Source organism: Pseudomonas sp. P7779, from assembly GCF_013386315.1.
In the GTDB taxonomy this organism is placed as follows: domain Bacteria; phylum Pseudomonadota; class Gammaproteobacteria; order Pseudomonadales; family Pseudomonadaceae; genus Aquipseudomonas.
On record NZ_JACARZ010000006.1, the window covers coordinates 1 to 24,067 of the forward strand.

A 24,067-nucleotide genomic window follows, 5' to 3' on the forward strand; every position below is an offset into this window, starting at 1 on the left:
GAGGGGGCTTGTCCCCCGTTGGGCTGCGAAGCGGCCCTAAAATCTGACATCCCGATCTACCTGAAAACTCTATTGCCTTTAAAGGGGCTGCTTCGCACCCCAACGGGGGACAAGCCCCCTCGCCACAACTTTGCAAGGATCGCCATCATGCTGCTGATGCTCTACCTCATCGCCATCACCGCCGAAGCCATGACGGGTGCCTTGTCCGCCGGGCGGCGCGGGATGGACTGGTTCGGTGTGGTGCTGATCGCCTGCGTGACGGCGCTGGGCGGCGGTTCGGTGCGTGACGTGTTGCTCGGCCACTACCCGCTGACCTGGGTCAAACACCCGGAGTACCTGGTGCTGACCTCCGTCGCGGCCCTGGTGACCATCTTCATCGCTCCATTGATGCGCCACCTGCGGTCGCTGTTCCTCGCGCTGGACGCCGTGGGCCTGGTGGCCTTCACCCTGATCGGCAGCATGACCGCCCTGGAAATGGGCCACGGCATGCTGGTGGCGTCAGTCAGCGGTGTGATCACCGGGGTATTCGGCGGCATCCTGCGGGATATCTTCTGCAACGACATTCCGTTGATCTTCCGCCGCGAGCTGTACGCCAGCGTGTCGTTCCTGGCCGCCTGGTTCTACATGCTGTGCATCTACCTTGAGCTGCCAAGTGAGCAATCGATCCTGCTGACGCTGTTCAGCGGCTTTCTATTGCGCCTGCTGGCGATCCGTTTTCACTGGGAAATGCCCAAGTTCGTCTACAACGACGACGTGCACTGACGTTCGGCGTGCTGGTTCAGCGCCCATTCCACATGTTCGCGCACCAGTTCCGAGGGGTATTCCCGACGCGCCTTCAGCGCTTCCAGCACCGGAATGCTTGATGGCGCATTGCCCAGGCCCACCGCCAGGTTGCGCAGCCAGCGCTCATAGCCGGCGCGGCGCAGGGGAGAACCTTCGGTGCTGCTGAGGAATTTGTCCTCGTCCCACATAAACAACTCGGCGAGCTCTGCGTTATCCAGGTTGTGCCGTGGCTTGAAATCGCCTTCGTCGGTAGGCCGCGCGAAACGATTCCACGGGCAAACGATCTGACAGTCATCGCAGCCGAATACCCGATTGCCGATCAGTGGGCGCAGTTCTTCGGGGATCGCGCTTTTCAGCTCGATGGTCAGGTAGGAAATGCAGCGCCGGGCGTCCAGCACGTAGGGCCCGACGAAGGCGTTGGTAGGGCAGATATCCAGGCAGGCGGTGCAGCGGCCACAATGTTCGGTGGCGTGGGGTGGGTCGACCGGCAACGGCAGGTCGACAAACAGCTCGCTCAGGAAGAAGTAACTGCCCGCCTTGCGATTGAGTACCAAGGTGTTCTTGCCGATCCAGCCGAGCCCGGCCTGCTCGGCGATGGCTTTTTCCAGCACGGGGGCGCTGTCGACAAAGGCGCGGAAGCCGAACGGGCCGATTTGCGCCTGGATGCGGTCGGCCAGTTGCTGCACGCGCTTGCGGATCAGCTTGTGGTAGTCGCGGCCCAGGGCGTAGCGGGAGATGTAGGCTTTTTCGGGTTTGGCCAGCAGTTGGGCCATTTGGGTGTCGCCCGGCAAGTAGTCCATGCGCAGTGAGACCACGCGCAAGGTGCCGGGTACCAGCTCCTCCGGGTGTGAGCGCTTGCTGCCGTGGGCGCCCATGTAGTCCATTTCGCCGTGGTAGCCGGCGTCGAGCCAGCGTTGCAGGTGCTGTTCATGCTCGGCGAGGTCGAGGCCGCTGATGCCCACTTGTTGAAAGCCCAGCTCGCGGCCCCAGTCTTTGATCGATTGGGCGAGGGCGGGCAGGTCGTAGGTAATAGCAGGCATGAACAAGAGAAACCGCAGGTTAGATGCGTATAATTCTGCCAGACATCGGAGCTTGAAGACGCATGCCGCAGACAAAACACGAAATACCCGACGTTCAGCACCTGTTGCCCGGCCAATTGCCGCAACTCGCTGCGCGTTCCCCGGACGCCCATAAAGGCCAGTTCGGCCATGTATTGCTGATCGGCGGCGACCGCGGTTTTGGCGGCGCCGCCTTGCTCAGTGCTGAAAGTGCCCTGCGCAGTGGTGCCGGAATGGTTTCCCTGGCGACCCGCAGCGAACACGTCGGTGCGGCGCTGGCGCGGTTGCCGGAAGTGATGACGGTGGGCGTGCACTCGGCCAATCAATTGATGGGCCTGCTGGAAAAGATTTCCGTGATCGTCATCGGCCCGGGCCTGGGCGAGGTCTCCTGGGGCAAAAGCCTGCTGTCGGTAGCGGCCAATGCCAGGCAGCCGCAAGTCTGGGACGCCGATGCCTTGAACCTGCTGGCGGCGGGCAGCGTCAGCTTGCCGGCCAATTGCGTGATCACTCCGCATCCTGGCGAAGCGGCCCGCTTGATGGGTATTTCGACAGCCGAGGTTCAGGCCGACCGCCTTAACGTGGCGCGCGCCTTGAGTCAGAAATTCAATGCAGTGGCCATCCTCAAGGGCGCCGGCAGCTTGATCGCCAGCCCGGACGGTCGGGTTGCCCGCTGCGATCAGGGCCATCCTGCAATGGCAACCGCTGGCCTTGGCGATGTGTTGGCCGGCCTGGTCGGTGCTTTGCTGGCGCAAGGCATGCCGGCATTTGATGCCGCCTGCCTGGCGGTCTGGCTGCATGCCACTGCCGGAGATCGCCAGGGTACCTACGGTCGCGGGCTGGCCGCCAGCGACCTGATTCCTGCCATTCGTCAGTTGCTGGAGGGGCAATCGCCGTGTCTGAAGTAGTTCTTTTCCTGCCTGATGAAGACGCCATGGTCGCCTTGGGCAACCGTATTGCCCGGGTCACTCAAGGCTCAGGGCTGATCTTTCTGGAAGGCGATCTCGGCGCCGGAAAAACCACCTTGTCCCGGGGCATCATTCGCGGGTTGGGGCACGCGGGTGCTGTGAAAAGCCCTACGTTCACCTTGGTAGAACCCTACGAAATCGGTGACGTACGAGCGTTCCACTTCGACCTGTATCGCCTGGTGGACCCGGAAGAACTGGAATACATGGGCATTCGTGATTACTTCGATGAGGACGCCTTGTGCCTGATCGAGTGGCCAGATAAAGGCACAGGCTTTTTGCCAAAGCCGGACCTGACCATTACCATTACCCCGCATAAGCAAGGACGTCAGCTGAAGTTGTTGTCCCAGAGCGCGCGCGGCGAGTCGTGGTGCGCCGCCTTGGCATTGGAATTCAAATAATTGATGGGGTTAGGTATGCGCTTTCGCGCGTTGGTTACTGTCGTAGGGGTGTTGCTTGCGGCAATGACTTTCAATGCACTGGCGGCCTCACAGGTGAAAAGTGTTCGCCTGTGGCGGGCACCGGATAACACGCGACTGGTATTCGACCTGTCTGGCCCGGTTCAGCACAGCGTCTTCACCCTCACGGCGCCTGATCGCCTGGTGATTGATATCAACGGTGCGACCCTGGCCGCGCCGTTGAAAGTCGCCATGGCCAATACCCCGATTACCGCGATGCGCTCGGCCCAGCGTACGCCGACCGACCTGCGGGTGGTTATCGACCTGAAAAAGGCCGTGACCCCGAAAAGCTTCGTGCTGGCGCCCAACGCGCAGTATGGCAACCGGCTGGTGGTCGACCTGTTCGACAACGCCGCCGATGCCGCGCCGCCGCCTGCGCCAACTCCAAGCGTCGCGACGATACCTGCGGTGCCGGTCAACCAGTCGCAACCCCAGGTCAAATTGCCGCCGCTGCCACCGGCTCCGGCGGGCAAACGTGACATTATCGTGGTCATCGATGCCGGTCACGGCGGCGAAGACCCGGGTGCCTCGGGCTCGCGCGGCCAGCATGAAAAAGACGTAGTACTGGCCATCGCCCGCGAACTGCAGCGCCAGATCAATGGCATGAAAGGCTACCGCGCCGAGCTGACCCGGACCGGCGACTACTTTATTCCGCTGCGTGGCCGTACCGAAATCGCCCGCAAGAAGGGCGCCGACCTGTTCGTCTCGATCCACGCCGACGCCGCACCTTCGGCCGCGGCGTTTGGTGCCTCGGTGTTTGCCCTGTCTGATCGCGGCGCTACGTCCGAGACCGCCCGCTGGCTGGCGGACAGTGAAAACCGTTCCGACTTGATCGGCGGGGCTGGCAACGTATCCCTCGACGACAAGGACAAGATGCTCGCTGGCGTATTGCTCGATCTGTCGATGACTGCCTCGCTGACCTCCAGCCTGAACGTGGGGCAGAAAGTCCTGAGCAACATTGGTCGCGTCACCTCGCTGCACAAACAGCGCGTGGAACAGGCCGGGTTCATGGTGCTCAAGTCGCCGGATATTCCGTCGATCCTGGTGGAAACCGGGTTTATCTCCAACTCCAACGAAGCTTCGAAACTGGCCTCGGCCAGCCACCAGCAGGCGTTGGCGCGGTCCATCAGCGCCGGTGTTCGCCAGTTCTTCCAGCAGAACCCGCCGCCGGGCACTTATATAGCCTGGCTGCGTGACTCCGGGAAAATCGCCCAGGGCCCGCGTGACCATCGCGTGCAGCCGGGCGACACCCTGGCGATGCTGGCGGTGCGCTTCCAGGTGTCAGCGGCAACCTTGCGCAGTGCCAACAACCTCAAGACCGATGAATTGAAGGTCGGCCAGGTGTTGACCATCCCGGGCACTGAACTGGCGGCGCAATAATGAGCGAAACAGTCTTGAGCAATACCTCGCGCATCGAGCTGCTAAGCCCGCGTCTCGCCAACCAGATCGCGGCGGGTGAGGTGGTCGAGCGGCCAGCGTCGGTGATCAAGGAGTTGCTGGAAAACAGTATCGACTCCGGCGCCAGGCGCATTGATGTCGATGTTGAGCAAGGCGGCGTCAAGCTGCTGCGAGTGCGCGACGACGGCAGCGGGATTTCCTCCGATGACCTGCCGCTGGCCCTGGCCCGTCACGCCACCAGCAAGATTCGCGACCTGGAAGACCTGGAACGGGTGATGAGCCTCGGGTTTCGTGGTGAGGCCCTGGCTTCCATCAGCTCGGTGGCTCGCCTGACCCTGACGTCCCGCACCCGCGACGCCGATCAGGCCTGGCAGGTTGAAACCGAAGGCCGCGACATGGCGCCCCGGGTCCAGCCGGCGGCACATCCGGTGGGCACCTCGGTGGAAGTGCGCGACCTGTTCTTCAACACCCCGGCCCGGCGTAAATTCCTCAAGGCCGAAAAAACTGAATTCGATCACCTGCAGGAAGTCATCAAGCGCCTGGCCCTGGCGCGGTTTGATGTGGCTTTCCACCTGCGCCACAACGGCAAGACCATCCTCAGCCTGCACGAGGCCCATGATGATGCGGCCCGTGCGCGGCGTGTCTCGGCCATCTGCGGCGCGGGATTCCTGGAGCAGGCGCTGCCGATCGAGATCGAGCGCAATGGCCTGCGGCTGTGGGGTTGGGTGGGTTTGCCGACTTTCTCCCGTAGCCAGGCGGACATGCAGTATTTCTTCGTGAATGGCCGGGCGGTGCGCGACAAGCTGGTGGCCCACGCGGTGCGCCAGGCGTATCGCGACGTGCTGTTCAACGGGCGGCATCCGACGTTTGTGCTGTTTTTCGAGGTCGACCCGTCGGTGGTCGACGTCAACGTGCACCCGACCAAGCACGAAGTGCGCTTCCGTGACGGTCGCATGGTCCACGACTTTCTTTACGGCACCCTGCACCGCGCCTTGGGCGATGTGCGGCCAGATGATCACCTGGCGGCGCCGATTGTCACGGCTGTTGTCCGTCCTTCAGGGCCGGAAGCCGGCGAGTTCGGGCCCCAGGGCGAAATGAGCCTGGCGGCCAACCTGCTGCAATCGCCGCAAGCCCAGCCGAGCTTTACCGCACCTGGTTCAGGCGCCGGCGCCGGTTATCAATACCAGTACACCCCGCGTCCGCAATCGGCGGTGCCGGTGGCCGAGGCCCAGGCGGCCTATCGCGAGTTTTTCGCGCCGCTGCCCGGCGCCGAGCCAGGTGCTGCCGCGTTGCCGGAAGGCCAGGGCGACGTGCCGCCGTTGGGTTACGCGCTGGCACAGCTCAAGGGTATCTATATTCTTGCGGAAAACGCCCATGGCCTGGTGCTGGTGGACATGCACGCCGCCCACGAGCGGATCATGTACGAGCGCCTGAAGATCGCCATGGCCAGCGAAGGCCTGAGCGGCCAGCCGCTGCTGGTGCCGGAATCCCTGGCGGTCAGCCAGCGGGAAGCGGATTGCGCCGAAGAGCACGTCAGCGTGTTCCAGAAGCTGGGCTTTGAGTTGCAACGCCTGGGGCCGGAAACCCTCGCTATCCGCCAGATTCCGGCTTTGCTCAAGCAGGCAGAGGCCAACCGGCTGGTGGCCGACGTCCTGGCGGACCTGATGGAATACGGTACCAGTGACCGGGTCCAGGCCCACATCAATGAACTGCTCGGCACCATGGCCTGTCACGGCGCCATCCGCGCCAACCGCCGGCTGGCCTTGCCGGAAATGAACGGCCTGCTGCGGGACATGGAAAACACCGAGCGCAGCGGCCAGTGCAACCATGGCCGCCCGACCTGGACCCAGATGGGCCTGGACGACCTCGACAAACTGTTCTTGCGCGGCCGTTGATGAGTGCCTTGCCCCCCGCCATCTTCCTGATGGGCCCGACGGCCGCCGGCAAGACCGACCTGGCCATCGAGCTGACCAAGGTCTTGCCGTGCGAGTTGATCAGTGTCGACTCTGCACTGGTTTACCGGGACATGGACATCGGCACTGCCAAACCTTCAAAAGAGCTGCTGGCCCAGTATCCGCACCGGTTGATCGACATTATTGATCCCAGCGAGAGCTATTCGGCGGCGGATTTTCGCACCGATGCGCTGGCCGCCATGGCCGATATCACCGCGCGGGGCAAGATTCCGCTGCTGGTCGGCGGCACGATGCTCTACTACAAGGCCTTGCAGGAAGGTCTGGCTGATATGCCGCCAGCTGATCCACAGGTGCGCGCCGAACTTGAAGAAGAGGCTGCGCGCCTTGGCTGGCAGGCCTTGCACGATCAGTTGGCCATTGTGGATCCGGTTTCCGCCGCGCGAATTCATCCCAATGACCCCCAGCGCCTGACGCGAGCGTTGGAAGTCTGGCGGGTCAGTGGCCAGACCATGACTGAACACAGGCTGAAACAAACTGCGCAAAGTGCTGAAGCAGGCGCCTCGGGACACTCACAATTGCCCTATACTGTGGCGAATCTGGCCATCGCTCCGACGGATCGCCAGGTGCTGCATGAACGAATTGCACAAAGATTCACAATTATGTTGGAACAGGGGTTTGTGGAGGAGGTCGTAGCACTGCGTTCAAGAGGTGACCTGCATCCAGGGCTGCCTTCGATACGTGCTGTAGGCTACCGCCAAGTCTGGGATCATCTGGATGGCAAGCTGACGTCAGCCGAAATGCAGGAGCGCGGCATCATTGCCACGCGCCAATTGGCGAAGCGTCAGTTCACCTGGTTGCGCAGTTGGAGCGATTTGCACTGGCTGGACAGCCTGGACAGCGACAATCTGTCACGCGCCTTGAAATACTTGGGAACGGTCTCCATATTGAGCTGAGTCCTTGCAATTGCCGTCTATCCTTGGGGGTGTGACGGCCATGAGCTATCTATTTTCCGATTTTTATTATTGATCCTTAAAGGAGTGCGGCACATGTCAAAAGGGCATTCGCTACAAGACCCTTACTTGAATACTTTACGTAAAGAGAAAGTTGGGGTTTCCATCTATCTGGTCAACGGTATCAAGCTGCAAGGTACGATCGAGTCGTTCGACCAGTTCGTGATCCTGCTGAAAAACACCGTAAGCCAAATGGTTTACAAGCACGCTATCTCGACCGTAGTGCCGGTTCGTCCAATTCGTCTGCCTAGCGCAACCGAAGAACAGGGTGACGCCGAGCCTGCACCAGGTAACGCCTGATAGGAGTCTCCTTTGTTCTTTGAGCGCCACGGTGGTGGTGAGCGAGTAATCCTCGTTCACTTGGATGGACAGGACCCTGAGGCGCGCGAAGATCCGCAGGAGTTTCAGGAGTTGGCAAATTCGGCCGGCGCCGAGACCGTCGCGTTTTTTAACGTGCCGCGTCATCGGCCAACCGCCAAATTCCTGATCGGCAGCGGCAAGGTCGAGGAACTGCGCGACCTGGTCCACGCCGAAAAGGCCGATCTGGTGATTTTCAATCACATCCTCACGCCCAGTCAGGAACGTAACCTCGAACGAGTTTTCGAGTGTCGCGTGATCGACCGCACGGGTCTGATTCTCGATATTTTCGCTCAACGCGCCCGTACCCATGAAGGCAAGCTCCAGGTAGAACTGGCCCAGCTTGACCACATGAGCACCCGGCTGGTGCGTGGCTGGACTCACCTTGAGCGCCAGGGTGGCGGCATCGGCATGCGCGGCCCGGGTGAAACCCAGCTGGAAACCGACCGGCGTCTGCTGCGGGTGCGCCTGCGGCAGATCAAGGGCCGCCTGGAGAAGGTGCGCAGCCAGCGCGAACAATCGCGACGTGGCCGTATGCGTGCGGATATCCCGACCGTTTCCCTGGTGGGCTATACCAACGCCGGCAAATCCACACTCTTCAACAACGTGACGAAATCGGATGTGTACGCGGCCGACCAACTGTTCGCGACCCTCGACCCGACCTTGCGCCGTCTGGAACTGGACGACCTGGGGCCGATTGTCCTGGCCGATACCGTGGGTTTCATTCGTCACTTGCCCCACAAGCTGGTCGAGGCATTTCGGTCTACGCTCGAAGAGTCGAGCAATTCCGACCTGCTGTTGCACGTGATCGATGCGGCCGAACCGGATCGCATGTTGCAGATTGAACAGGTCATGGTGGTGCTGGGCGAGATTGGTGCCCAGGACTTGCCGATCCTCGAGGTCTATAACAAACTCGATTTGCTTGAAGGCGTTGAGCCACAAATCCAGCGCGACGAAAACGGCAAGCCCCAGCGGGTCTGGCTGTCGGCGCGTGATGGCAGTGGCCTGGAATTGCTTGAACAAGCCATTGCCGAGCTGTTGGGCAGCGATTTGTTCGTCGGCACCTTGCGCTTGCCGCAGCGTTTTGCTCGACTGCGTGCACAGTTTTTCGAGCTGGGCGCGGTACAGAAAGAAGAACACGACGAAGAAGGTGTCAGCTTGCTGGCCGTTCGATTGCCGCGCTCGGAGCTGAATCGGCTGGTCAGCCGTGAAGGCGTTGTGCCGACAGAGTTCATCGAACAACACACTTTGCAATAAAAGCCTGAGAAAGCGGTTGTGCCGCTGTGACAGGCATTCTGTAGCATTGGTCGGCGCGCCGTGGGTGCGTCTTTGCTTTATCAGATGGAGAGCGCTATGGCTTGGAATGAGCCGGGTGGCAACTCGAATAATCAGGATCCTTGGGGTGGTAAACGCCGCAATAATGGCGACCGCAAGGGGCCACCAGATCTCGACGAGGCCTTCCGAAAGCTGCAGGAAAGCCTGAATGGGTTGTTCGGTGGTGGAAAAAAACGTGGTGGTGACGAAGGCGGTCGTACGAGCAAGGGCGGTGGTTACGGCCTGCTCGGCATCGGCCTCGTCGTGCTGGCGGCCGTCTGGCTGTACAGCGCCGTCTATGTGGTGGACGAGCAGGAGCAAGCAGTGGTGCTGCGCTTCGGCAAGTACTACGAGACTGTCGGCCCTGGCCTGAACATCTACTTCCCGCCGATCGACAAGAAGTACATGGAAAACGTCACGCGTGAGCGTGCCTACACCAAGCAGGGCCAGATGCTGACCGAAGACGAGAACATCGTCGAAGTGCCGCTGACCGTGCAGTACAAGATCAGCAACCTGCAGGACTTCGTGCTGAACGTCGACCAGCCGGAGATCAGCCTGCAACATGCGACCGAAAGCGCCCTGCGCCACGTGGTGGGTTCCACCGCAATGGACCAGGTGCTGACTGAAGGCCGTGAATTGATGGCCAGCGAAATCAAGGAGCGCCTGCAACGGTTCCTCGACACGTACCGCACCGGTATCACCGTGACCCAGGTCAACGTACAGAGCGCAGCGGCACCGCGTGAAGTGCAGGAAGCCTTCGATGACGTGATCCGTGCCCGTGAAGACGAGCAGCGTTCGCGCAACCAGGCTGAAACCTACGCCAACGGCGTGGTGCCGGAAGCCCGTGGCCAGGCCCAGCGCATCCTTGAGGATGCCAACGGTTACCGCGACGAAGTGGTCTCCCGCGCCAAGGGTGAGGCAGATCGTTTCACCAAGCTGGTGGCCGAGTACCGCAAGGCACCGGAAGTCACCCGTGAGCGTCTGTACCTGGACACCATGCAGGAAGTCTTCAGCAACACCAGCAAGGTTCTCGTGACCGGCAGCAAGGGCGGGCAGAACAATCTGCTGTACCTGCCGCTGGACAAGATGATCGAAGGTGGTCGTAGCAGCACCAGCGCACCGGCTACCGGTTCCAATGCTGCTGCCAACGAAGCGAGCGCCCGTGCGGCCGCTGACCTGCTGCAACAGCAAACACGTACCAGGGAGAGTCGTTGATGAGCAATAAATCGCTGACCGCCCTGATTGTGGGCGTCGTCGTGGTCATCGCTGCCTGGAACTGCTTCTATATCGTGTCTCAGACCGAGCGCGCGGTGTTGCTGCAATTCGGTCGCGTGGTCCAGGCGGATGTCCAGCCGGGCCTGCATGTGAAAGTCCCCTACGTCAACCAGGTGCGCAAGTTCGACGGCCGCCTGATGACCCTGGATGCACCGACACAACGCTTCCTGACCCTGGAAAAGAAAGCCGTGATGGTTGACGCCTACGCCAAGTGGCGCGTCAAGGATGCCGAGCGCTTCTACACCGCGACCTCCGGCCTCAAGCAGATTGCCGACGAGCGTTTGTCGCGCCGTCTGGAATCGGGCCTGCGTGACCAGTTTGGTAAGCGCACCCTGCACGAGGTGGTATCCGGTGAGCGTGACGCGCTGATGGCGGACATCACGCGTTCGTTGAATGCGATGGCGGAAAAAGAGCTGGGCATCGAGGTGATCGATGTTCGGGTCAAGGCCATCGACCTTCCGAAGGAAGTGAACCGCAGCGTGTTCGAACGTATGAGCACCGAGCGTGAGCGCGAGGCTCGTGAGCACCGCGCCAAGGGTAACGAACTGGCAGAAGGGATCCGCGCGGATGCCGACCGTCAGCGTCGCGTACTGTTGGCTGAAGCCTATCGCGAGTCTGAAGAGGCCCGTGGTGATGGTGATGCTCAAGCCGCTTCGATCTACGCCAAGGCCTATGGCCAGGACCAGGAGTTCTACGCGTTCTACCGTAGCCTGCGCGCCTACCGTGAAAGCTTTGCGAACAAAACCGACGTCATGGTGCTGGACCCAAGTAGCGATTTCTTCCGCTACCTGGAAAAGTCCAAGTAACCCGCATGTAGTCTGAGAATCGCTCCGTCGGGCGGCTAAAATGCCGGGCGGGGTGATCCTTTCAGAAAACGGGTGTATGATGCGGCAGCCGGGAAATTCCCGGCTTTTTTGCGTCTGCATGTTTGATTGTGGTTTTGCTCCGCAGGCGCCACAGGTTTTTCGAGGAAAGTGCCCGACGAGGCCGATTGTTGGTCGTTCGTCACGTCGCTCTTGCGCGTGGTTTATGCAGGGGCCGGGTATTTTCTGCTTCACTCAAGGCTCGCCCGAGGGCTGGCCGCCCGGATCATAGGGGAATGGCGTAATGGCAACGGTAGACCGCTGGCTGCTGCCAGATGGCATCGAAGAAGTACTGCCACCAGAAGCTGCGCGCATTGAAATCGCGCGCCGCCAGGTGTTGGATCTGTTCCAGAGCTGGGGTTACGAGTTTGTCGTGACTCCGCATATCGAGTACCTGGAATCCCTGCTGACCGGCGCGGGCCAGGACCTGGATCTGCGCACCTTCAAGGTCATCGACCCGCAATCGGGCCGGCAAATGGGCTTTCGTGCCGACATCACGCCGCAAGTAGCGCGCATTGATGCGCACACCCTGCGTCGCGAAGGGCCAAGCCGCCTGTGCTACGCCGGCAGCGTGCTGCATGCGCAACCGCGTGCCTTGTCGTCGTCCCGCAGCCCGATCCAGTTGGGCGCCGAGTTGTACGGTGATGCCAGCCCGAGCAGCGACGTGGAAGTCATCAGCCTGATGCTGGCCATGCTGCAATTGGCCGATGTGCCGGATGTGCACATGGACCTTGGGCATGTCGGTATCTACCGCGGCCTGGCCCGTGCGGCCGGCTTGTCGGGTGAAGTGGAACAACAGTTGTTCGATGCCTTGCAGCGCAAGGCCATCGATGAAGTGATTGCCCTGACGGCGGGCGTGCCTGCCGACCTGGCCGGCATGCTGCGTGCGCTGGTGGATCTGTGTGGCGGCCGTGAAGTACTGACCGCCGCCCGTGATCGCCTGGCGAATGCGCCGGCTGATGTATTGGCGGCCCTGGACGATGTGCTGGCGATTGCCGAGCAGTTGTCTGCGCGCTTCCCGCAGTTGCCGCTGTATTTTGATTTGGGTGAGTTGCGCGGCTACCACTACCACACCGGTGTGGTGTTCGCGGTGTTTGTCCCGGGTGTTGGCCAGGCCATCGCCCAGGGCGGTCGTTACGACGATATCGGCGCCGACTTCGGTCGCGCTCGTCCGGCGACCGGTTTTTCCACCGATTTGAAAACCCTGGTGACCCTGGGGCGTGCTGAGGTCGAACTGCCGTCTGGCGGTATCTGGATGCCCGACAGTACGGACGCAGCACTCTGGCAGCAGGTTTGCCAGTTGCGCAGTGAGGGTCAACGTGTGGTCCAGGCCCTGCCTGGGCAGCCATTGGCCGCCGCCCGTGAAGCGGACTGCGACCGGCAATTGATTCAGCAGAATGGGCTTTGGCAAGTATCGCCACTGGCTTCTTGAGTTTTCCTGCCGGCCGCTGCCGGCACCAAGTTTGCGCGAATGAGGACAAGTGTTATGGGTAAGAATGTCGTAGTCCTGGGCACCCAATGGGGTGATGAGGGCAAAGGCAAGATCGTTGATCTGCTGACCGAACATGCTGCCGCCGTAGTGCGCTACCAAGGTGGCCACAACGCTGGCCACACCCTGGTCATCGATGGCGAAAAAACCGTCTTGCACCTGATCCCGTCGGGTGTACTGCGCGAAGGCGTGCAGTGCCTGATCGGCAACGGCGTGGTGGTTGCACCTGACGCCCTGCTGCGCGAGATCACCAAGCTGGAAGAGAAAGGCGTGCCAGTGCGCGAGCGCCTGCGTATCAGCCCTTCCTGCCCGCTGATCCTGTCCTTCCACGTTGCGCTGGACCAGGCCCGTGAAAAGGCCCGTGGCGAGCTGAAGATCGGCACGACCGGTCGCGGCATCGGCCCGGCCTACGAAGACAAGGTTGCACGTCGTGGCCTGCGTGTGGGCGACCTGCTCAACATGCCGCGCTTTGAAGACAAGCTGCGTGAACTGGTGGATTACCACAACTTCATGCTGGTGGGTTACTACAAAGAGCCGGCCATCGAGTTTGAAAAGACCCTGGCCGAGTGCAAGGAATACGCCGAGCTGCTCAAGCCGCTGATGCTGGACGTGACTGCCGAGCTGCACGACCTGCGTCGCGCCGGCAAAGACATCATGTTCGAAGGCGCCCAGGGCTCGTTGCTGGACATCGACCACGGCACCTACCCTTACGTCACCAGTTCCAACACCACCGCTGGCGGCGTTGCGACGGGTTCGGGCGTTGGCCCGATGTTCCTGGACTACATCCTCGGCATCACCAAGGCATACACCACGCGTGTAGGTTCGGGTCCATTCCCGACTGAACTGTTCGACGACGTCGGCGCGCACCTGGCCAAACAAGGCCACGAGTTCGGCGCGACGACCGGCCGTGCGCGCCGTTGTGGCTGGTTCGACGCCGTTATCCTGCGTCGCGCTATCGATGTGAACAGCATCTCGGGCATCTGCCTGACCAAGCTGGACGTACTCGACGGCCTGGAAACCATCAACATCTGCATCGGCTACAAGGATGCGGAAGGCAAGGACGTTGCCCCGACTGACGCGGACAGCTACGTAGGCCTGCAGCCTGTGTACGAAGAAGTGCCAGGCTGGACCGAATCGACCGTGGGCGCCAAGACCCTGGAAGAACTGCCAGCCAACGCCCGCGCTTACATCAAGCGCGTCGAAGAGCTGATCGGTGCGCCGATCGACATTATTTCGACGGGCCCGGACCGCAACGAGACCATCGTTCTGCGTCACCCGTTCGCTTAATAAGCTGTTGATGTAAAAAGCAAAGGGCTCCTTCGGGAGCCCTTTGTCGTTTCCGCCTGGTAAACGGCACGACCCTTGCTATGGTTCTTTCTTTCGCGGTGCTATCAAATTAATGGCACCCGTGGTGGAGGGATTCCCAGTGTCTGCCGTTCTCTCATTGTTACAAAGCCGGCTGTTGCGGCCGGTGTTCGTTACCCTAGGTATCGCTCTTTTGGTGCAGGTACTGGTGGCCGTCGCCCTGACGCGAAGCACCGTCACTGCATTGGAAGCTGATTTGGGCAATCGCCTGGGCGTCGACAGCCAGAAACTGTCCGGCGAGTTGGCGCAAGCCGGCAAGGAAGTGACATCCAGCCTGGACAGTCTGTCTTCCAGCACGCGCCAGCGTCTGACGGCGGGGCTTTCCACGCGCCTGCAGGAAGAGCAGAAGCAACTGCGTGCGACCCTGGAAAAAGACCTGCAGGACTCTGCCAATGACATGGCGCAACTGCTCGCTTCGGTGGCGCCGCGCGCCATGTGGGACAGCGACGTGCCGACGCTGTCTGAGTTTGCCCGCAGAGCTCAGCGCAATCCCAACGTGTTGTTTGTGGTGTATGACGACGCGGCTGGCGAGCACCTGACCCGTTACCTCAATCGTGAAAACCCGATCAACCAGGCGCTGCTGGAAAAGGGCAAGGGCGAACGTGCCCTGGATAAAGTGCTGGATGCGGCGAAGAATGATCCCTCGGTGTTCTACGTCGAAGCGTCCATCAGCCCCAATGGCGTAGAGATCGGCAAGGTCCGCATGGGGGTTTCGACTGCCTCGGTCGAGGCTGACCTGGCCGCGCTGGACAAGCGTTTTGCTGCACTGATTGCCAGCGGTGACCAGTTGGTGGGCGACAGCCTCAAGGGTGCCGCGGCTGACAGCGCGGCGGCCATGGGCGCGCGTTTGCAGTCGGCGCAAGCCACCGCCACCCAGATGACCGCCAATACCACCAGCGCCGTGCAAGAGGCGGCGGGCACCTTGCGCTGGCGCATCGGCATGGGCCTGGCGGTGGTAGGTTTTGGTGTATTGCTGTTGATTGCTGTAGTGCTCGGCCGTCGGGTGGTCAATCGCCTGAAGCTGCTGATTGCAGCGATGGACGATCTGGCGGCAGGCGAGGGCGACCTGACCAAGCGCGTGCAGATCAACAGCCAGGACGAAATCGGCGACATGGCCTCGGCGGTCAATCGCTTTGTGGATAAATTGCAGCCGATCGTGCGTGAAGCCGGTGATGTGGCCCAGCGTACCGGCGTGGAAATCGGCGCGATGACCCTGCGCAATGCGGGTGCCGATGCGGCCGCCGGCTTGCAGCGTGATGAGGTTGCCGAAAGCCTGCGGGCGCTGTCGCAAATGGCGGATGAGGCCCAGGCGGAAAGCCATGCGATGCAGGCGGCCTTGCAGCAGGTGGTGGATATTCGCCAGGCGACTGATGAAAATTCCCGCACTTCAGCCGAAGTCGGCAGCTTGATCGAGGCGTTGGCGGGGCAGGTGCAGGCCGGTTCCAAGGTGATCGAGCGGCTGGCGCAGCAGAGCGAGCAGATCGAGGTGGTGTTAACGGTGATCCACGGGATTGCCGAGCAAACCAACCTGCTGGCGCTCAACGCGGCTATTGAGGCGGCGCGAGCCGGTGAGACCGGGCGCGGCTTTGCGGTGGTGGCGGACGAGGTTCGCGCCCTGGCCAGTAAAACCCAGAGTTCTACCGGCGACATCCAGGCCCACATCGTGGCCTTGCAGCAAGGCGCCCGTGAGGCTGTGGAAACCATCGGCAAGGCCGGGCGCCAGGCCAGCGAAGGTTTGCTGGTATTACGCGACAGCGTGCGCCTGCAGCAGTCGGTGCAGGCCTCGGTGGAGCAGGTGCATGCAGCGATTGGCCTGGCGACGCGGGCGGCTGAGCATCAGGCGCAGGGTGCGCATGCGGTGCGTGGGCGAGTCGAGATCATTCATGCCCAGGCTGAGCGAGCGGCGCAGGCGGTGGTAGAGACTACAGCCAGTGGCAAAGTGCTGGATGGGTTGGCTGCGCAGTTGAAGGCGAGCTTGGGGCAGTTCCGGGCTTGATGTCGCCTGGTGCGGCCCTTTCGCGAGCAAGCCCGCTCCCACATTCGACCGAGTTCCACTTCTGGAATGCGAGCAAATGTGGGAGCGGGCTTGCTCGCGAAAGCTATTTCAGCGGCTCAGGTACATCCGCGTCGTAAGCAAATACACCGGCAGTCCCGACACCAAAATCAACAATGCCGCATAGGGCGCCGCTGCCGCGAATTCCACATTCGAGGTGTGCGCCCACACGGCAGTTGCCAAGGTGTTCAGCCCGGTAGGGCTAAGCAGCAACGTCGCCGTCAATTCCTTCATTGCATCCAGGAATACCAGCGCAAACGCCGCCCCCAATGCCGGGAAAATAATCGGCAGCGTCACCCGGCAAAACGCACTGAACGACGACGCGCCCAGCGTTCTCGCCGCCTCTTCCAGCTGTGGTGCTGCCTTGTTCAGCGCCGTGCGGATCGGCGCCTGGGCCAGGGGCAAAAACAGCAGCGCATAAGCGATCAGCAGCAATGCCGACGTTTGATACAGCGCCGGCACGTAATGCAGGGCGAAATACACCAGTGTCAGCGCAATCACCAGGCCGGGCAGGGCGTGCAGGAGGTACGGCAGGCGTTCCGCCCACAGTGCGAGCTGGCCCTTGTAGCGCACCACCAGCAAGCCCACCGGCACGGCAAACAACAGGCAAAGCGCGGCGCCACCCAGGGACAGCGCCAACGAAGAAAGCAGTGCCTCGCTGATCTCGGCTATCGGAAATGCCGCCGAACTGCCCACTGCCAGCCAATAACCGAGCATGCCCAGTGGAATGCCGCTGCCGATGATCGCCAGGAGCAGGCAATACAGCTGCCCCAGCGCCGCCCATTTGCCGAGTCGAACCTGTTCGGCATGCCGCGCCGCGCCCTGGCCGGTACGCACGTGCCGGCCCTTGCCGCGCACCCGCAGCTCCAGCCAGAGCAGCGTCAGGCACATCACCAGCAGCACCGCCGAGAGCATCGCCGCATTGGCGTTGCTGAACTCCAGCTCGAATTGCTGGTAGATCGCGGTGGTAAACGTCTGCAAGCCGATGATCGACAAGGCGCCGAACTCCACCAGCATATGCAGGGCAATCAACAGTGCCCCTGCCAGCAGTGACGGCCACAGTAAAGGCAAGGTGATGCGAAAGAACACGCCCCAGCGATTCAGGCCAAGGGTGCGGGCCGATTCTTCCAGGGATGGATCAAGATTGCGCAGGGTTGCCGCCACCGGCAGAAACACCAGTGGGTATTTGGACAGGGTCATCACCAGGATCGCTCCGCCCAACCCTTCAAAGTTGGCGCTTAACGAAACCCAGGTAAAGCTGCTGACAAACGCCGGCACCGCGAACGGCAGGCACAGGATCACTCCCCAGATCCGCCGCCCCGGCAGGTTGCTGCGTTCCAGCAGCCAGGCCAGGGACAAGCCGATCACGCCGCAGGCCACGGTGACGCCGACCATCAGCGCCAGGGTGTTGCGCAGCAACCCGAATACATAGGGCCGCCACAGCAAATGCACCGCTTCGGCCCATCCTGCCTGCCAGGCCTTGAGGCCGACATACGCCAGCGGCAACAGGCTCAGGCCTACCAGCAGCAGGACTGGTAGCAGCAACCAGATCGAAGGGCGTTTGCGTCTCGGCGTAAAACCCCCGCGCAAGGCGGGGGCGGGGAGCGATGGGTTCATCAGTTCAAGCCAACGTCACGTTCCAGTTCCAGGGCTTCTTCGGCGTTGCCCAGGTCGGCAGGGGTGACTTTCGGCGGTTGCAGCTCGCTGAAAGGCTTGAGGCCGCGGTTGGATTCCATGCCCTTGCGCAGCGGGTATTCGGCGGAAGTGTTGGTGATCACCCGCTGGCCTTCTTCGCTGGCCATGAATGCCAGCAGTTGCTGGGCTTCCTTTGGATGCTTGCTGGATTTCAGTGCAGCCGCGGCAGACACGGTGATCAGGCCACCGGCATCGCCGTTGGTGAAGTAGTGCAGCTGCGAATCCAGGTTGGTTTTTTCTTTCTTCAGGGCGAACCAGTAGTAGTTGTTCACCAAGACAGTGGCGACTTCGCCATTTTCCACGGCCTTGAGCGCAACCATGTTGTTGCTGTAGACCTTGCCGAAAGCGCGCAGGCCGGTCAGCCACTCTTCAGCCGCTTCGCGACCGTGCAGCTTGATGATCGCTACGGCTTGTTCCTGGAACGCGCCGCTGGTGGGCACGAAACCGACCTTGCCTTGCCACTCGGGCCCGGCGAAATCCAGTACCGACTTGGGCAGGTCTTTCTCGGCGATCAGCTTCGGGTTGAAGGCCACGACGCGGGTGCGTGCGGTTACGCCCATCCAGGCGCCGTTGGCGGCCACGTATTCCTTCGGCAGGACGTCGAGGGTGCTGGCGTCGATGGTTGCCAGCAGGCCTTGCTCGCCGAGTTTATTCAGCGGCGGCGATTCTTCGGTGTAGATCACGTCGGCAGGGGAGCGGTCACCTTCTTCGACGACCTGGCTGGCCAGTTGGTTGCTGCTGCCCTTGCGCACATTGACGTGGATGCCGGTCTTGGCTTCGAAGGCCTTGGCAAGTTCATCGCCGACCTCCTTGTGTTGGCCGTTGTACAAGGTCAGTGCAACCTTGTCGGCAGAATAGGCAGCGGGCGAGAGCAGGGTCAGGCCGAGCAGAGTGATGGTCAGGCCACGCAGAAGGGATGTCTTGAGACGGGTATCGCGGATCATCATCCGGGGTTTTCCTCACTTGAGTGCAACAAATCCTTACAAGGATAAACGATAAAACTTCTCAAGTGCGGACGAGGGGGGAAATCACCGGTCAGGTTTTCAAACCCCGGAAACGAAAAAACCCGCTTTCGCGGGTTTGATCTGAATTTGGTGCCCAGGAGAAGACTCGAACTTCCACGACCTTGCGATCACCAGCACCTGAAGCTGGCGTGTCTACCAATTTCACCACCTGGGCATTATCAACGCTTGCGCTGTTGATGGAGCGAACTATACGGAGGGCTTTTTGATCTGTAAACCCCTGATTCAAAAATATAAATCAAGATTCTTGTTAAAAATCAAAGGCCTGAAACGCAAAAACCCGCTTTCGCGGGTTTTTGGAGACTCAAGGCATAACCTTGAGTTTGAAATTGGTGCCCAGGAGAAGACTCGAACTTCCACGACCTTGCGATCACCAGCACCTGAAGCTGGCGTGTCTACCAATTTCACCACCTGGGCAGCATCAACAACGTTGCCGTCGTCGATGGCGCGCACTATACGGAGGCTATTTTGAGCTGTAAAGCCCTGCCATGAAAAAAGTCTGGAATATTTCGCCGACGGTCGCGCAAGGTGCATTCCAAGGGCTACAAAGTGCTTTTACGGGCTTGTTGACACCTGAAATTTCCCGTTTCAATACGCGTATGCCAAACTAACCCGCATATAGACAAGGTGAAAACTCTCTAATGGCCGATTGGCAGTCCCTCGATCCCGAGGCCGCTCGTGAAGCGGAAAAATATGAAAACCCTATTCCTAGCCGCGAACTGATCCTGGCGCACCTCGCCGATCGGGGTTCGCCTGCTAGCCGCGAGCAGCTGGTTGAAGAATTCGGTCTGACCACCGAAGACCAACTCGAAGCCCTGCGTCGCCGCCTGCGCGCCATGGAGCGCGATGCCCAGTTGATCTACACCCGCCGCGGCACCTACGCGCCGGTGGACAAGCTCGACCTGATCCTCGGCCGCATCGCCGGCCACCGTGACGGTTTCGGCTTCCTGATCCCGGACGATGGCAGCGACGACCTGTTCATGAGCCCTGCGCAAATGCGCCTGGTGTTCGATGGCGACCGTGCCCTGGCGCGCGTTTCCGGCCTCGACCGTCGCGGTCGCCGTGAAGGCGTGATCGTCGAAGTGGTGTCCCGTGCCCACGAGTCCATCGTCGGCCGTTACTTCGAAGAAGGCGGCATCGGCTTCGTGGTGCCGGATAACCCCAAGGTCCAGCAGGAAGTGCTGATCACTCCGGGGCGCAATGGCGCCGCGAAAGTGGGCCAGTTCGTCGAGGTGAAAATCACCCACTGGCCCACTGCGCGCTTCCAGCCACAGGGCGATATCGTTGAAGTGGTCGGCAACTACATGGCGCCGGGCATGGAGATCGATGTTGCGCTGCGCACCTACGATATCCCTCACGTCTGGCCTGAGGCTGTGCTCAAAGAAGCCGCCAAGCTCAAGCCGGAAGTCGAAGAAAAAGACAAAGAGAAGCGCATCGACCTGCGTCATCTGCCGTTCGTCACCATTGACGGCGAAGATGCCCGCGACTTCGACGATGCGGTCTACTGCGAAGCCAAGCCTGGCAAACTGCGCCTGTTCTCCGGCGGCTGGAAGTTGTTCGTCGCGATTGCCGACGTGTCCAGCTACGTGAAGATCGGTTCGGCCCTGGACAACGAAGCCCAGGTGCGCGGCAACTCGGTGTACTTCCCCGAGCGCGTCATCCCGATGCTGCCTGAGCAGCTGTCCAACGGCCTGTGCTCCCTGAACCCGAAAGTCGACCGTTTGGCCATGGTGTGCGAGATGACCATCTCGAAAACCGGCGAAATGACCGACTACCAGTTCTACGAAGCGGTGATTCACTCCCAGGCGCGCCTGACCTACAACAAGGTCAGCACCATCCTGGAACAGCCGAAAACCAGCGAAGCCAAGGCCCTGCGCGGTGAGTACGGGCATGTCGTGCCGCACCTCAAGCAGCTCTACGCGCTGTACAAGGTGCTGTTGGGCGCTCGTCACGTGCGTGGCGCGATCGACTTTGAAACTCAGGAAACCCGGATTGTCTTCGGTTCCGAGCGCAAGATCGCCGCAATCACCCCGACCACGCGCAACGATGCTCACAAGCTGATCGAGGAATGCATGCTGGCGGCCAACGTGGCCACCGCAGAGTTCCTCAAAAAGCACGAGATTCCTGCGTTGTACCGGGTGCACGACGGCCCGCCGCCGGAGCGTCTGGAGAAGCTGCGCGCGTTCCTCGGTGAGCTCGGCCTGTCCCTGCACAAAGGCAAGGACGGCCCGACGCCGAAGGACTACCAGGCTCTGCTCGCGAGCATCAAGGACCGTCCGGATTACCACGTGATCCAGACCGTCATGCTGCGCTCCCTGAGCCAGGCGGTGTACAGCGCTGATAACCAGGGCCACTTCGGCCTGAATTACGAGGCGTACACCCACTTCACCTCGCCGATTCGCCGTTACCCGGACTTGCTCACGCACCGGGCGATCCGCAGCGTGATCCATTCCAAGCAGAACACCCCGCACGTCAAGCGTGCTGGTGCCATGACCATTCCGAAGGCACGGATCTATCCGTACGACGAAGCGGCCCTGGAACAGTTGGGCGAGCAGTGCTCCATGAGCGAGCGCCGTGCCGACGAAGCCACCCGCGACGTAGTGAACTGGCTCAAGTGCGAGTTCATGAAAGACCGCGTGGGCGAGTCGTTCCCGGGTGTGATCACTGCCGTGACCGGTTTTGGTTTGTTCGTCGAGCTGACCGACATCTACGTCGAGGGCCTGGTGCACGTCACCGCCTTGCCGGGTGACTACTACCACTTCGACCCTGTGCATCACCGCCTGGCGGGTGAGCGCACCGGTCGCAGCTTCCGTCTGGGCGATACCGTTGAAGTGCAGGTCATGCGCGTCGACCTCGACGAGCGCAAGATCGATTTCGGTATGCCTGACAAGCCGGCTGAACCGACTGGCCGTAAAAAACGTGGCAGCGAAACTGCAGCCCCGGCCAGCAAAGGCAAAGGTGCTCCTGCGAAAGCAGCGGTCGCCGAGCCTGCGCCAGCCAAGCCTGCGCGTCGTTCGTCTGCCAAGGACAAGGCCCCCGAAGCCTACCGCCCTAGCGATGCCGCGGCGAAAAACGCCGAGCTGCGCAAGAGCCGCGAGTTGAAGCAGCAGTTGCTCAACGAAGCCAAAAGCGGTGGTAAAGCGGCGTCTGGGGGAAAGTCCCGCGAGGCGGAAAAGCCGTCGAGCAAGCCGAGTAAACACCGTAAAGGCCCGCCAAAAGCGGGTTCGGCCCCCGCGAAAAGCGGCGGGTCGCGCAAACCTAAGGCCAAGTCATGAGTCTGGAAAAAATCTACGGCGTACACGCCGTAGAAGCATTGCTGCGTCACCACCCGAAACGCGTCAAGCAGGTGTGGTTGGCAGAAGGCCGCAGTGAGCCGCGTGTTCAAGCGCTGGTCGAACTGGCCAATCAGAACAAAGTTGCCATCGGCCAGGCCGAGCGGCGCGAGATGGACGTCTGGGTCGAAGGCGTTCACCAGGGCGTGGTAGCCGACGTCAGTCCAAGCCAGGTCTGGGGCGAAGCGATGCTCGACGAGCTGCTCGACCGCACCGAAGGCGCACCGCTGTTGCTGGTGCTCGACGGCGTGACCGATCCGCACAACCTCGGCGCCTGCCTGCGTTCGGCGGATGCTGCCGGTGCGTTGGCGGTGATCGTGCCTAAAGACAAGTCGGCAACCTTAACGCCTGTCGTGCGTAAAGTCGCCTGCGGTGCGGCGGAAGTGATTCCGTTGGTGGCCGTGACCAACCTGGCGCGCACCCTGGAGAAACTCCAGCAGCGCGGCCTGTGGGTCGTGGGTACGGCGGGGGAGGCCGAGGTCAGCATTTATGACCAGGACCTCACCGGCCCGACCATCCTGATCATGGGTGCCGAAGGCAAGGGCATGCGCCGCCTGACCCGTGAGCATTGCGATTACCTGGTGCACCTGCCGATGGCCGGTAGCGTCAGCAGCCTCAACGTTTCAGTCGCAACGGGCGTCTGCCTGTTCGAAGCCCAGCGCCAGCGTGGCGCCAAGGCCAAAGCCAAGAAATAAGGCTTAAGAGCTACGCAAGACCCTGTGGGAGCCGGGCTTGCCCGCGATGGCGGTGTGTCAGTCAGCAGAGATGTTGCCTGTGCCATTGTCATCGCAGGCAAGCCAGCTCCCACATTGTTTTGTGTTTGTCTTGATTCTGCGTTGTTCAAATAATCACCAATCACCTTGCACCCTTTCTCCCCCTTCTCTACAATTGCGCCCCTTGCCTTCATGGCAGGCACGCATGTGCCTCCCTTCGGCAAGATCCATAAGTGTCATTCACTCCTTGTCTGACCGTTTTTGAGCGGCAGGCTACAACCCGTAAGGAGCATTCATGCGTCATTACGAAATCATCTTTTTGGTCCACCCGGATCAAAGCGAGCAAGTCGGCGGCATGGTAGAGCGTTACACCAAGCTGATCGAAGAAGACGGCGGCAAAATCCACCGTCTGGAAGATTGGGGCCGTCGTCAACTGGCCTACGCAATCAACAATGTTCACAAGGCTCACTACGTGATGCTGAACGTTGAGTGCACTGGCAAGGCCCTGGCCGAGCTGGAAGACAACTTCCGCTACAACGATGCAGTGATCCGTAACCTGGTCATCCGTCGCGAAGAAGCCGTTACCGGCCAATCCGAGATGCTCAAGGCTGAAGAAAACCGCAGTGAGCGCCGTGAGCGTCGCGACCGTCCTGAGCACGAAGGCGCTGAAAGCGCTGATAGTGATGACAGCGACAACAGCGATAACGCTGACGAGTAATCCACGGACCTTTTAAGGAGCCTATCAAATGGCACGTTTCTTCCGTCGTCGTAAATTCTGCCGCTTCACCGCTGAAGACGTGAAGGAGATCGATTACAAAGATCTCAACACTCTGAAAGCCTACGTATCCGAGACCGGCAAAATTGTTCCAAGCCGCATCACCGGTACCAAAGCTCGTTATCAGCGTCAGCTGGCCACCGCTATCAAGCGCGCCCGCTTCCTGGCCCTGCTGGCCTACACCGACAGCCACGGCCGCTGAGACCGGGCAGTCGACAAGTAGTAAGGGATT

20 protein-coding genes and 2 tRNA genes are annotated in these 24,067 nt (G+C 61.1%); 17 read left to right on the forward strand and 5 right to left on the reverse strand.

Translation table 11 applies throughout. From position 1 onward, the window contains the following. Positions 1–144: 144 nt before the first annotated feature. Complete coding sequence (locus HX869_RS03000; RefSeq protein WP_172834585.1) at positions 145–762, forward strand: trimeric intracellular cation channel family protein; 618 nt, start codon at positions 145–147, stop codon at positions 760–762. On the opposite strand, the gene queG is transcribed toward HX869_RS03000, so the two are convergent. Beyond that, complete coding sequence (gene queG / locus HX869_RS03005) at positions 741–1,823, reverse strand: tRNA epoxyqueuosine(34) reductase QueG (RefSeq protein ID WP_003217527.1); 1,083 nt, start codon at positions 1,821–1,823, stop codon at positions 741–743. The genes HX869_RS03000 and queG overlap by 22 nt on opposite strands. A gap of 62 nt (positions 1,824–1,885) precedes the next feature. On the opposite strand from queG, the gene HX869_RS03010 reads away from it, so the two are divergent. From HX869_RS03010 to HX869_RS03065, 12 genes are all read left to right on the forward strand, one after another. Further along, positions 1,886–2,746 carry an NAD(P)H-hydrate dehydratase gene (locus HX869_RS03010; protein ID WP_178902720.1) on the forward strand — a complete coding sequence of 287 codons (861 nt, stop codon included), beginning with the start codon at positions 1,886–1,888 and terminating at the stop codon, positions 2,744–2,746. Continuing rightward, a complete protein-coding gene (gene tsaE, locus HX869_RS03015) occupies positions 2,734–3,204 on the forward strand; it encodes a tRNA (adenosine(37)-N6)-threonylcarbamoyltransferase complex ATPase subunit type 1 TsaE (protein WP_003217524.1) in 471 nt (156 codons plus the stop codon). The genes HX869_RS03010 and tsaE overlap by 13 nt, the downstream gene beginning before the upstream one ends. 3 nt (positions 3,205–3,207) lie before the next feature. Then, entirely contained in the window at positions 3,208–4,641 is a 1,434-nt protein-coding gene (locus HX869_RS03020) for an N-acetylmuramoyl-L-alanine amidase (RefSeq protein ID WP_202948682.1), read from the forward strand. Between the two features lie 14 nt (positions 4,642–4,655). Beyond that, positions 4,656–6,554: a DNA mismatch repair endonuclease MutL gene (gene mutL, locus HX869_RS03025; RefSeq protein ID WP_178902727.1), complete on the forward strand. Its 1,899-nt coding sequence runs from the start codon at positions 4,656–4,658 to the stop codon at positions 6,552–6,554. Beyond that, entirely contained in the window at positions 6,554–7,525 is a 972-nt protein-coding gene (gene miaA / locus HX869_RS03030; protein ID WP_177028648.1) for a tRNA (adenosine(37)-N6)-dimethylallyltransferase MiaA, read from the forward strand. The genes mutL and miaA overlap by 1 nt, the downstream gene beginning before the upstream one ends. A 93-nt stretch (positions 7,526–7,618) precedes the next feature. Next, positions 7,619–7,882, forward strand: coding sequence for an RNA chaperone Hfq (gene hfq / locus HX869_RS03035; protein ID WP_003217515.1), 264 nt, complete (start codon positions 7,619–7,621; stop codon positions 7,880–7,882). Positions 7,883–7,894: 12 nt separating this feature from the next. Next, positions 7,895–9,196, forward strand: a complete 1,302-nt coding sequence (gene hflX / locus HX869_RS03040; protein WP_003217514.1) for a ribosome rescue GTPase HflX — start codon at positions 7,895–7,897, stop codon at positions 9,194–9,196. Between the two features lie 96 nt (positions 9,197–9,292). Then, positions 9,293–10,468: an FtsH protease activity modulator HflK gene (hflK, locus tag HX869_RS03045; protein ID WP_087692480.1), complete on the forward strand. Its 1,176-nt coding sequence runs from the start codon at positions 9,293–9,295 to the stop codon at positions 10,466–10,468. Further along, positions 10,468–11,334 carry a protease modulator HflC gene (gene hflC / locus HX869_RS03050; protein ID WP_003217510.1) on the forward strand — a complete coding sequence of 289 codons (867 nt, stop codon included), beginning with the start codon at positions 10,468–10,470 and terminating at the stop codon, positions 11,332–11,334. The genes hflK and hflC overlap by 1 nt, the downstream gene beginning before the upstream one ends. Positions 11,335–11,635: 301 nt before the next feature. Continuing rightward, on the forward strand, positions 11,636–12,823 hold the full coding sequence (locus HX869_RS03055; protein WP_003217507.1) for an ATP phosphoribosyltransferase regulatory subunit: 1,188 nt from the start codon (positions 11,636–11,638) through the stop codon (positions 12,821–12,823). Between the two features lie 54 nt (positions 12,824–12,877). Continuing rightward, on the forward strand, positions 12,878–14,167 hold the full coding sequence (locus HX869_RS03060; protein WP_003217505.1) for an adenylosuccinate synthase: 1,290 nt from the start codon (positions 12,878–12,880) through the stop codon (positions 14,165–14,167). Between the two features lie 139 nt (positions 14,168–14,306). Further along, positions 14,307–16,241, forward strand: coding sequence for a methyl-accepting chemotaxis protein (locus tag HX869_RS03065; protein WP_178902721.1), 1,935 nt, complete (start codon positions 14,307–14,309; stop codon positions 16,239–16,241). Between the two features lie 108 nt (positions 16,242–16,349). Here HX869_RS03065 and HX869_RS03070 read toward each other — a convergent pair whose 3' ends face one another. The 4 genes from HX869_RS03070 to HX869_RS03085 all read right to left on the reverse strand — a co-directional run bounded on the left by HX869_RS03070 (position 16,350) and on the right by HX869_RS03085 (position 19,432). Then, positions 16,350–17,915: an iron ABC transporter permease gene (locus tag HX869_RS03070; protein WP_003217500.1), complete on the reverse strand. Its 1,566-nt coding sequence runs from the start codon at positions 17,913–17,915 to the stop codon at positions 16,350–16,352. Further along, positions 17,915–18,940 carry an extracellular solute-binding protein gene (locus HX869_RS03075; protein WP_008439094.1) on the reverse strand — a complete coding sequence of 342 codons (1,026 nt, stop codon included), beginning with the start codon at positions 18,938–18,940 and terminating at the stop codon, positions 17,915–17,917. Before HX869_RS03075 ends, HX869_RS03070 begins: the two co-directional genes overlap by 1 nt. Before the next feature lie 145 nt (positions 18,941–19,085). Beyond that, a tRNA-Leu gene (locus HX869_RS03080) sits at positions 19,086–19,172 on the reverse strand. A 173-nt stretch (positions 19,173–19,345) separates the two neighbouring features. After that, positions 19,346–19,432, reverse strand: a tRNA-Leu gene (locus HX869_RS03085). A gap of 224 nt (positions 19,433–19,656) precedes the next feature. On the opposite strand from HX869_RS03085, the gene rnr reads away from it, so the two are divergent. The 4 genes from rnr to rpsR all read left to right on the forward strand — a co-directional run bounded on the left by rnr (position 19,657) and on the right by rpsR (position 24,037). Then, positions 19,657–22,290 (forward strand): ribonuclease R, encoded by a 2,634-nt coding sequence (rnr, locus tag HX869_RS03090; protein WP_003217496.1) that lies wholly within the window; start codon positions 19,657–19,659, stop codon positions 22,288–22,290. Then, entirely contained in the window at positions 22,287–23,042 is a 756-nt protein-coding gene (gene rlmB / locus HX869_RS03095) for a 23S rRNA (guanosine(2251)-2'-O)-methyltransferase RlmB (RefSeq protein ID WP_003217493.1), read from the forward strand. Before rnr ends, rlmB begins: the two co-directional genes overlap by 4 nt. A 313-nt stretch (positions 23,043–23,355) precedes the next feature. Next, entirely contained in the window at positions 23,356–23,778 is a 423-nt protein-coding gene (gene rpsF, locus HX869_RS03100) for a 30S ribosomal protein S6 (protein ID WP_003217491.1), read from the forward strand. Between the two features lie 28 nt (positions 23,779–23,806). Then, positions 23,807–24,037 carry a 30S ribosomal protein S18 gene (gene rpsR, locus HX869_RS03105; protein WP_002551829.1) on the forward strand — a complete coding sequence of 77 codons (231 nt, stop codon included), beginning with the start codon at positions 23,807–23,809 and terminating at the stop codon, positions 24,035–24,037. The last annotated feature ends 30 nt before the right edge of the window (positions 24,038–24,067 follow it).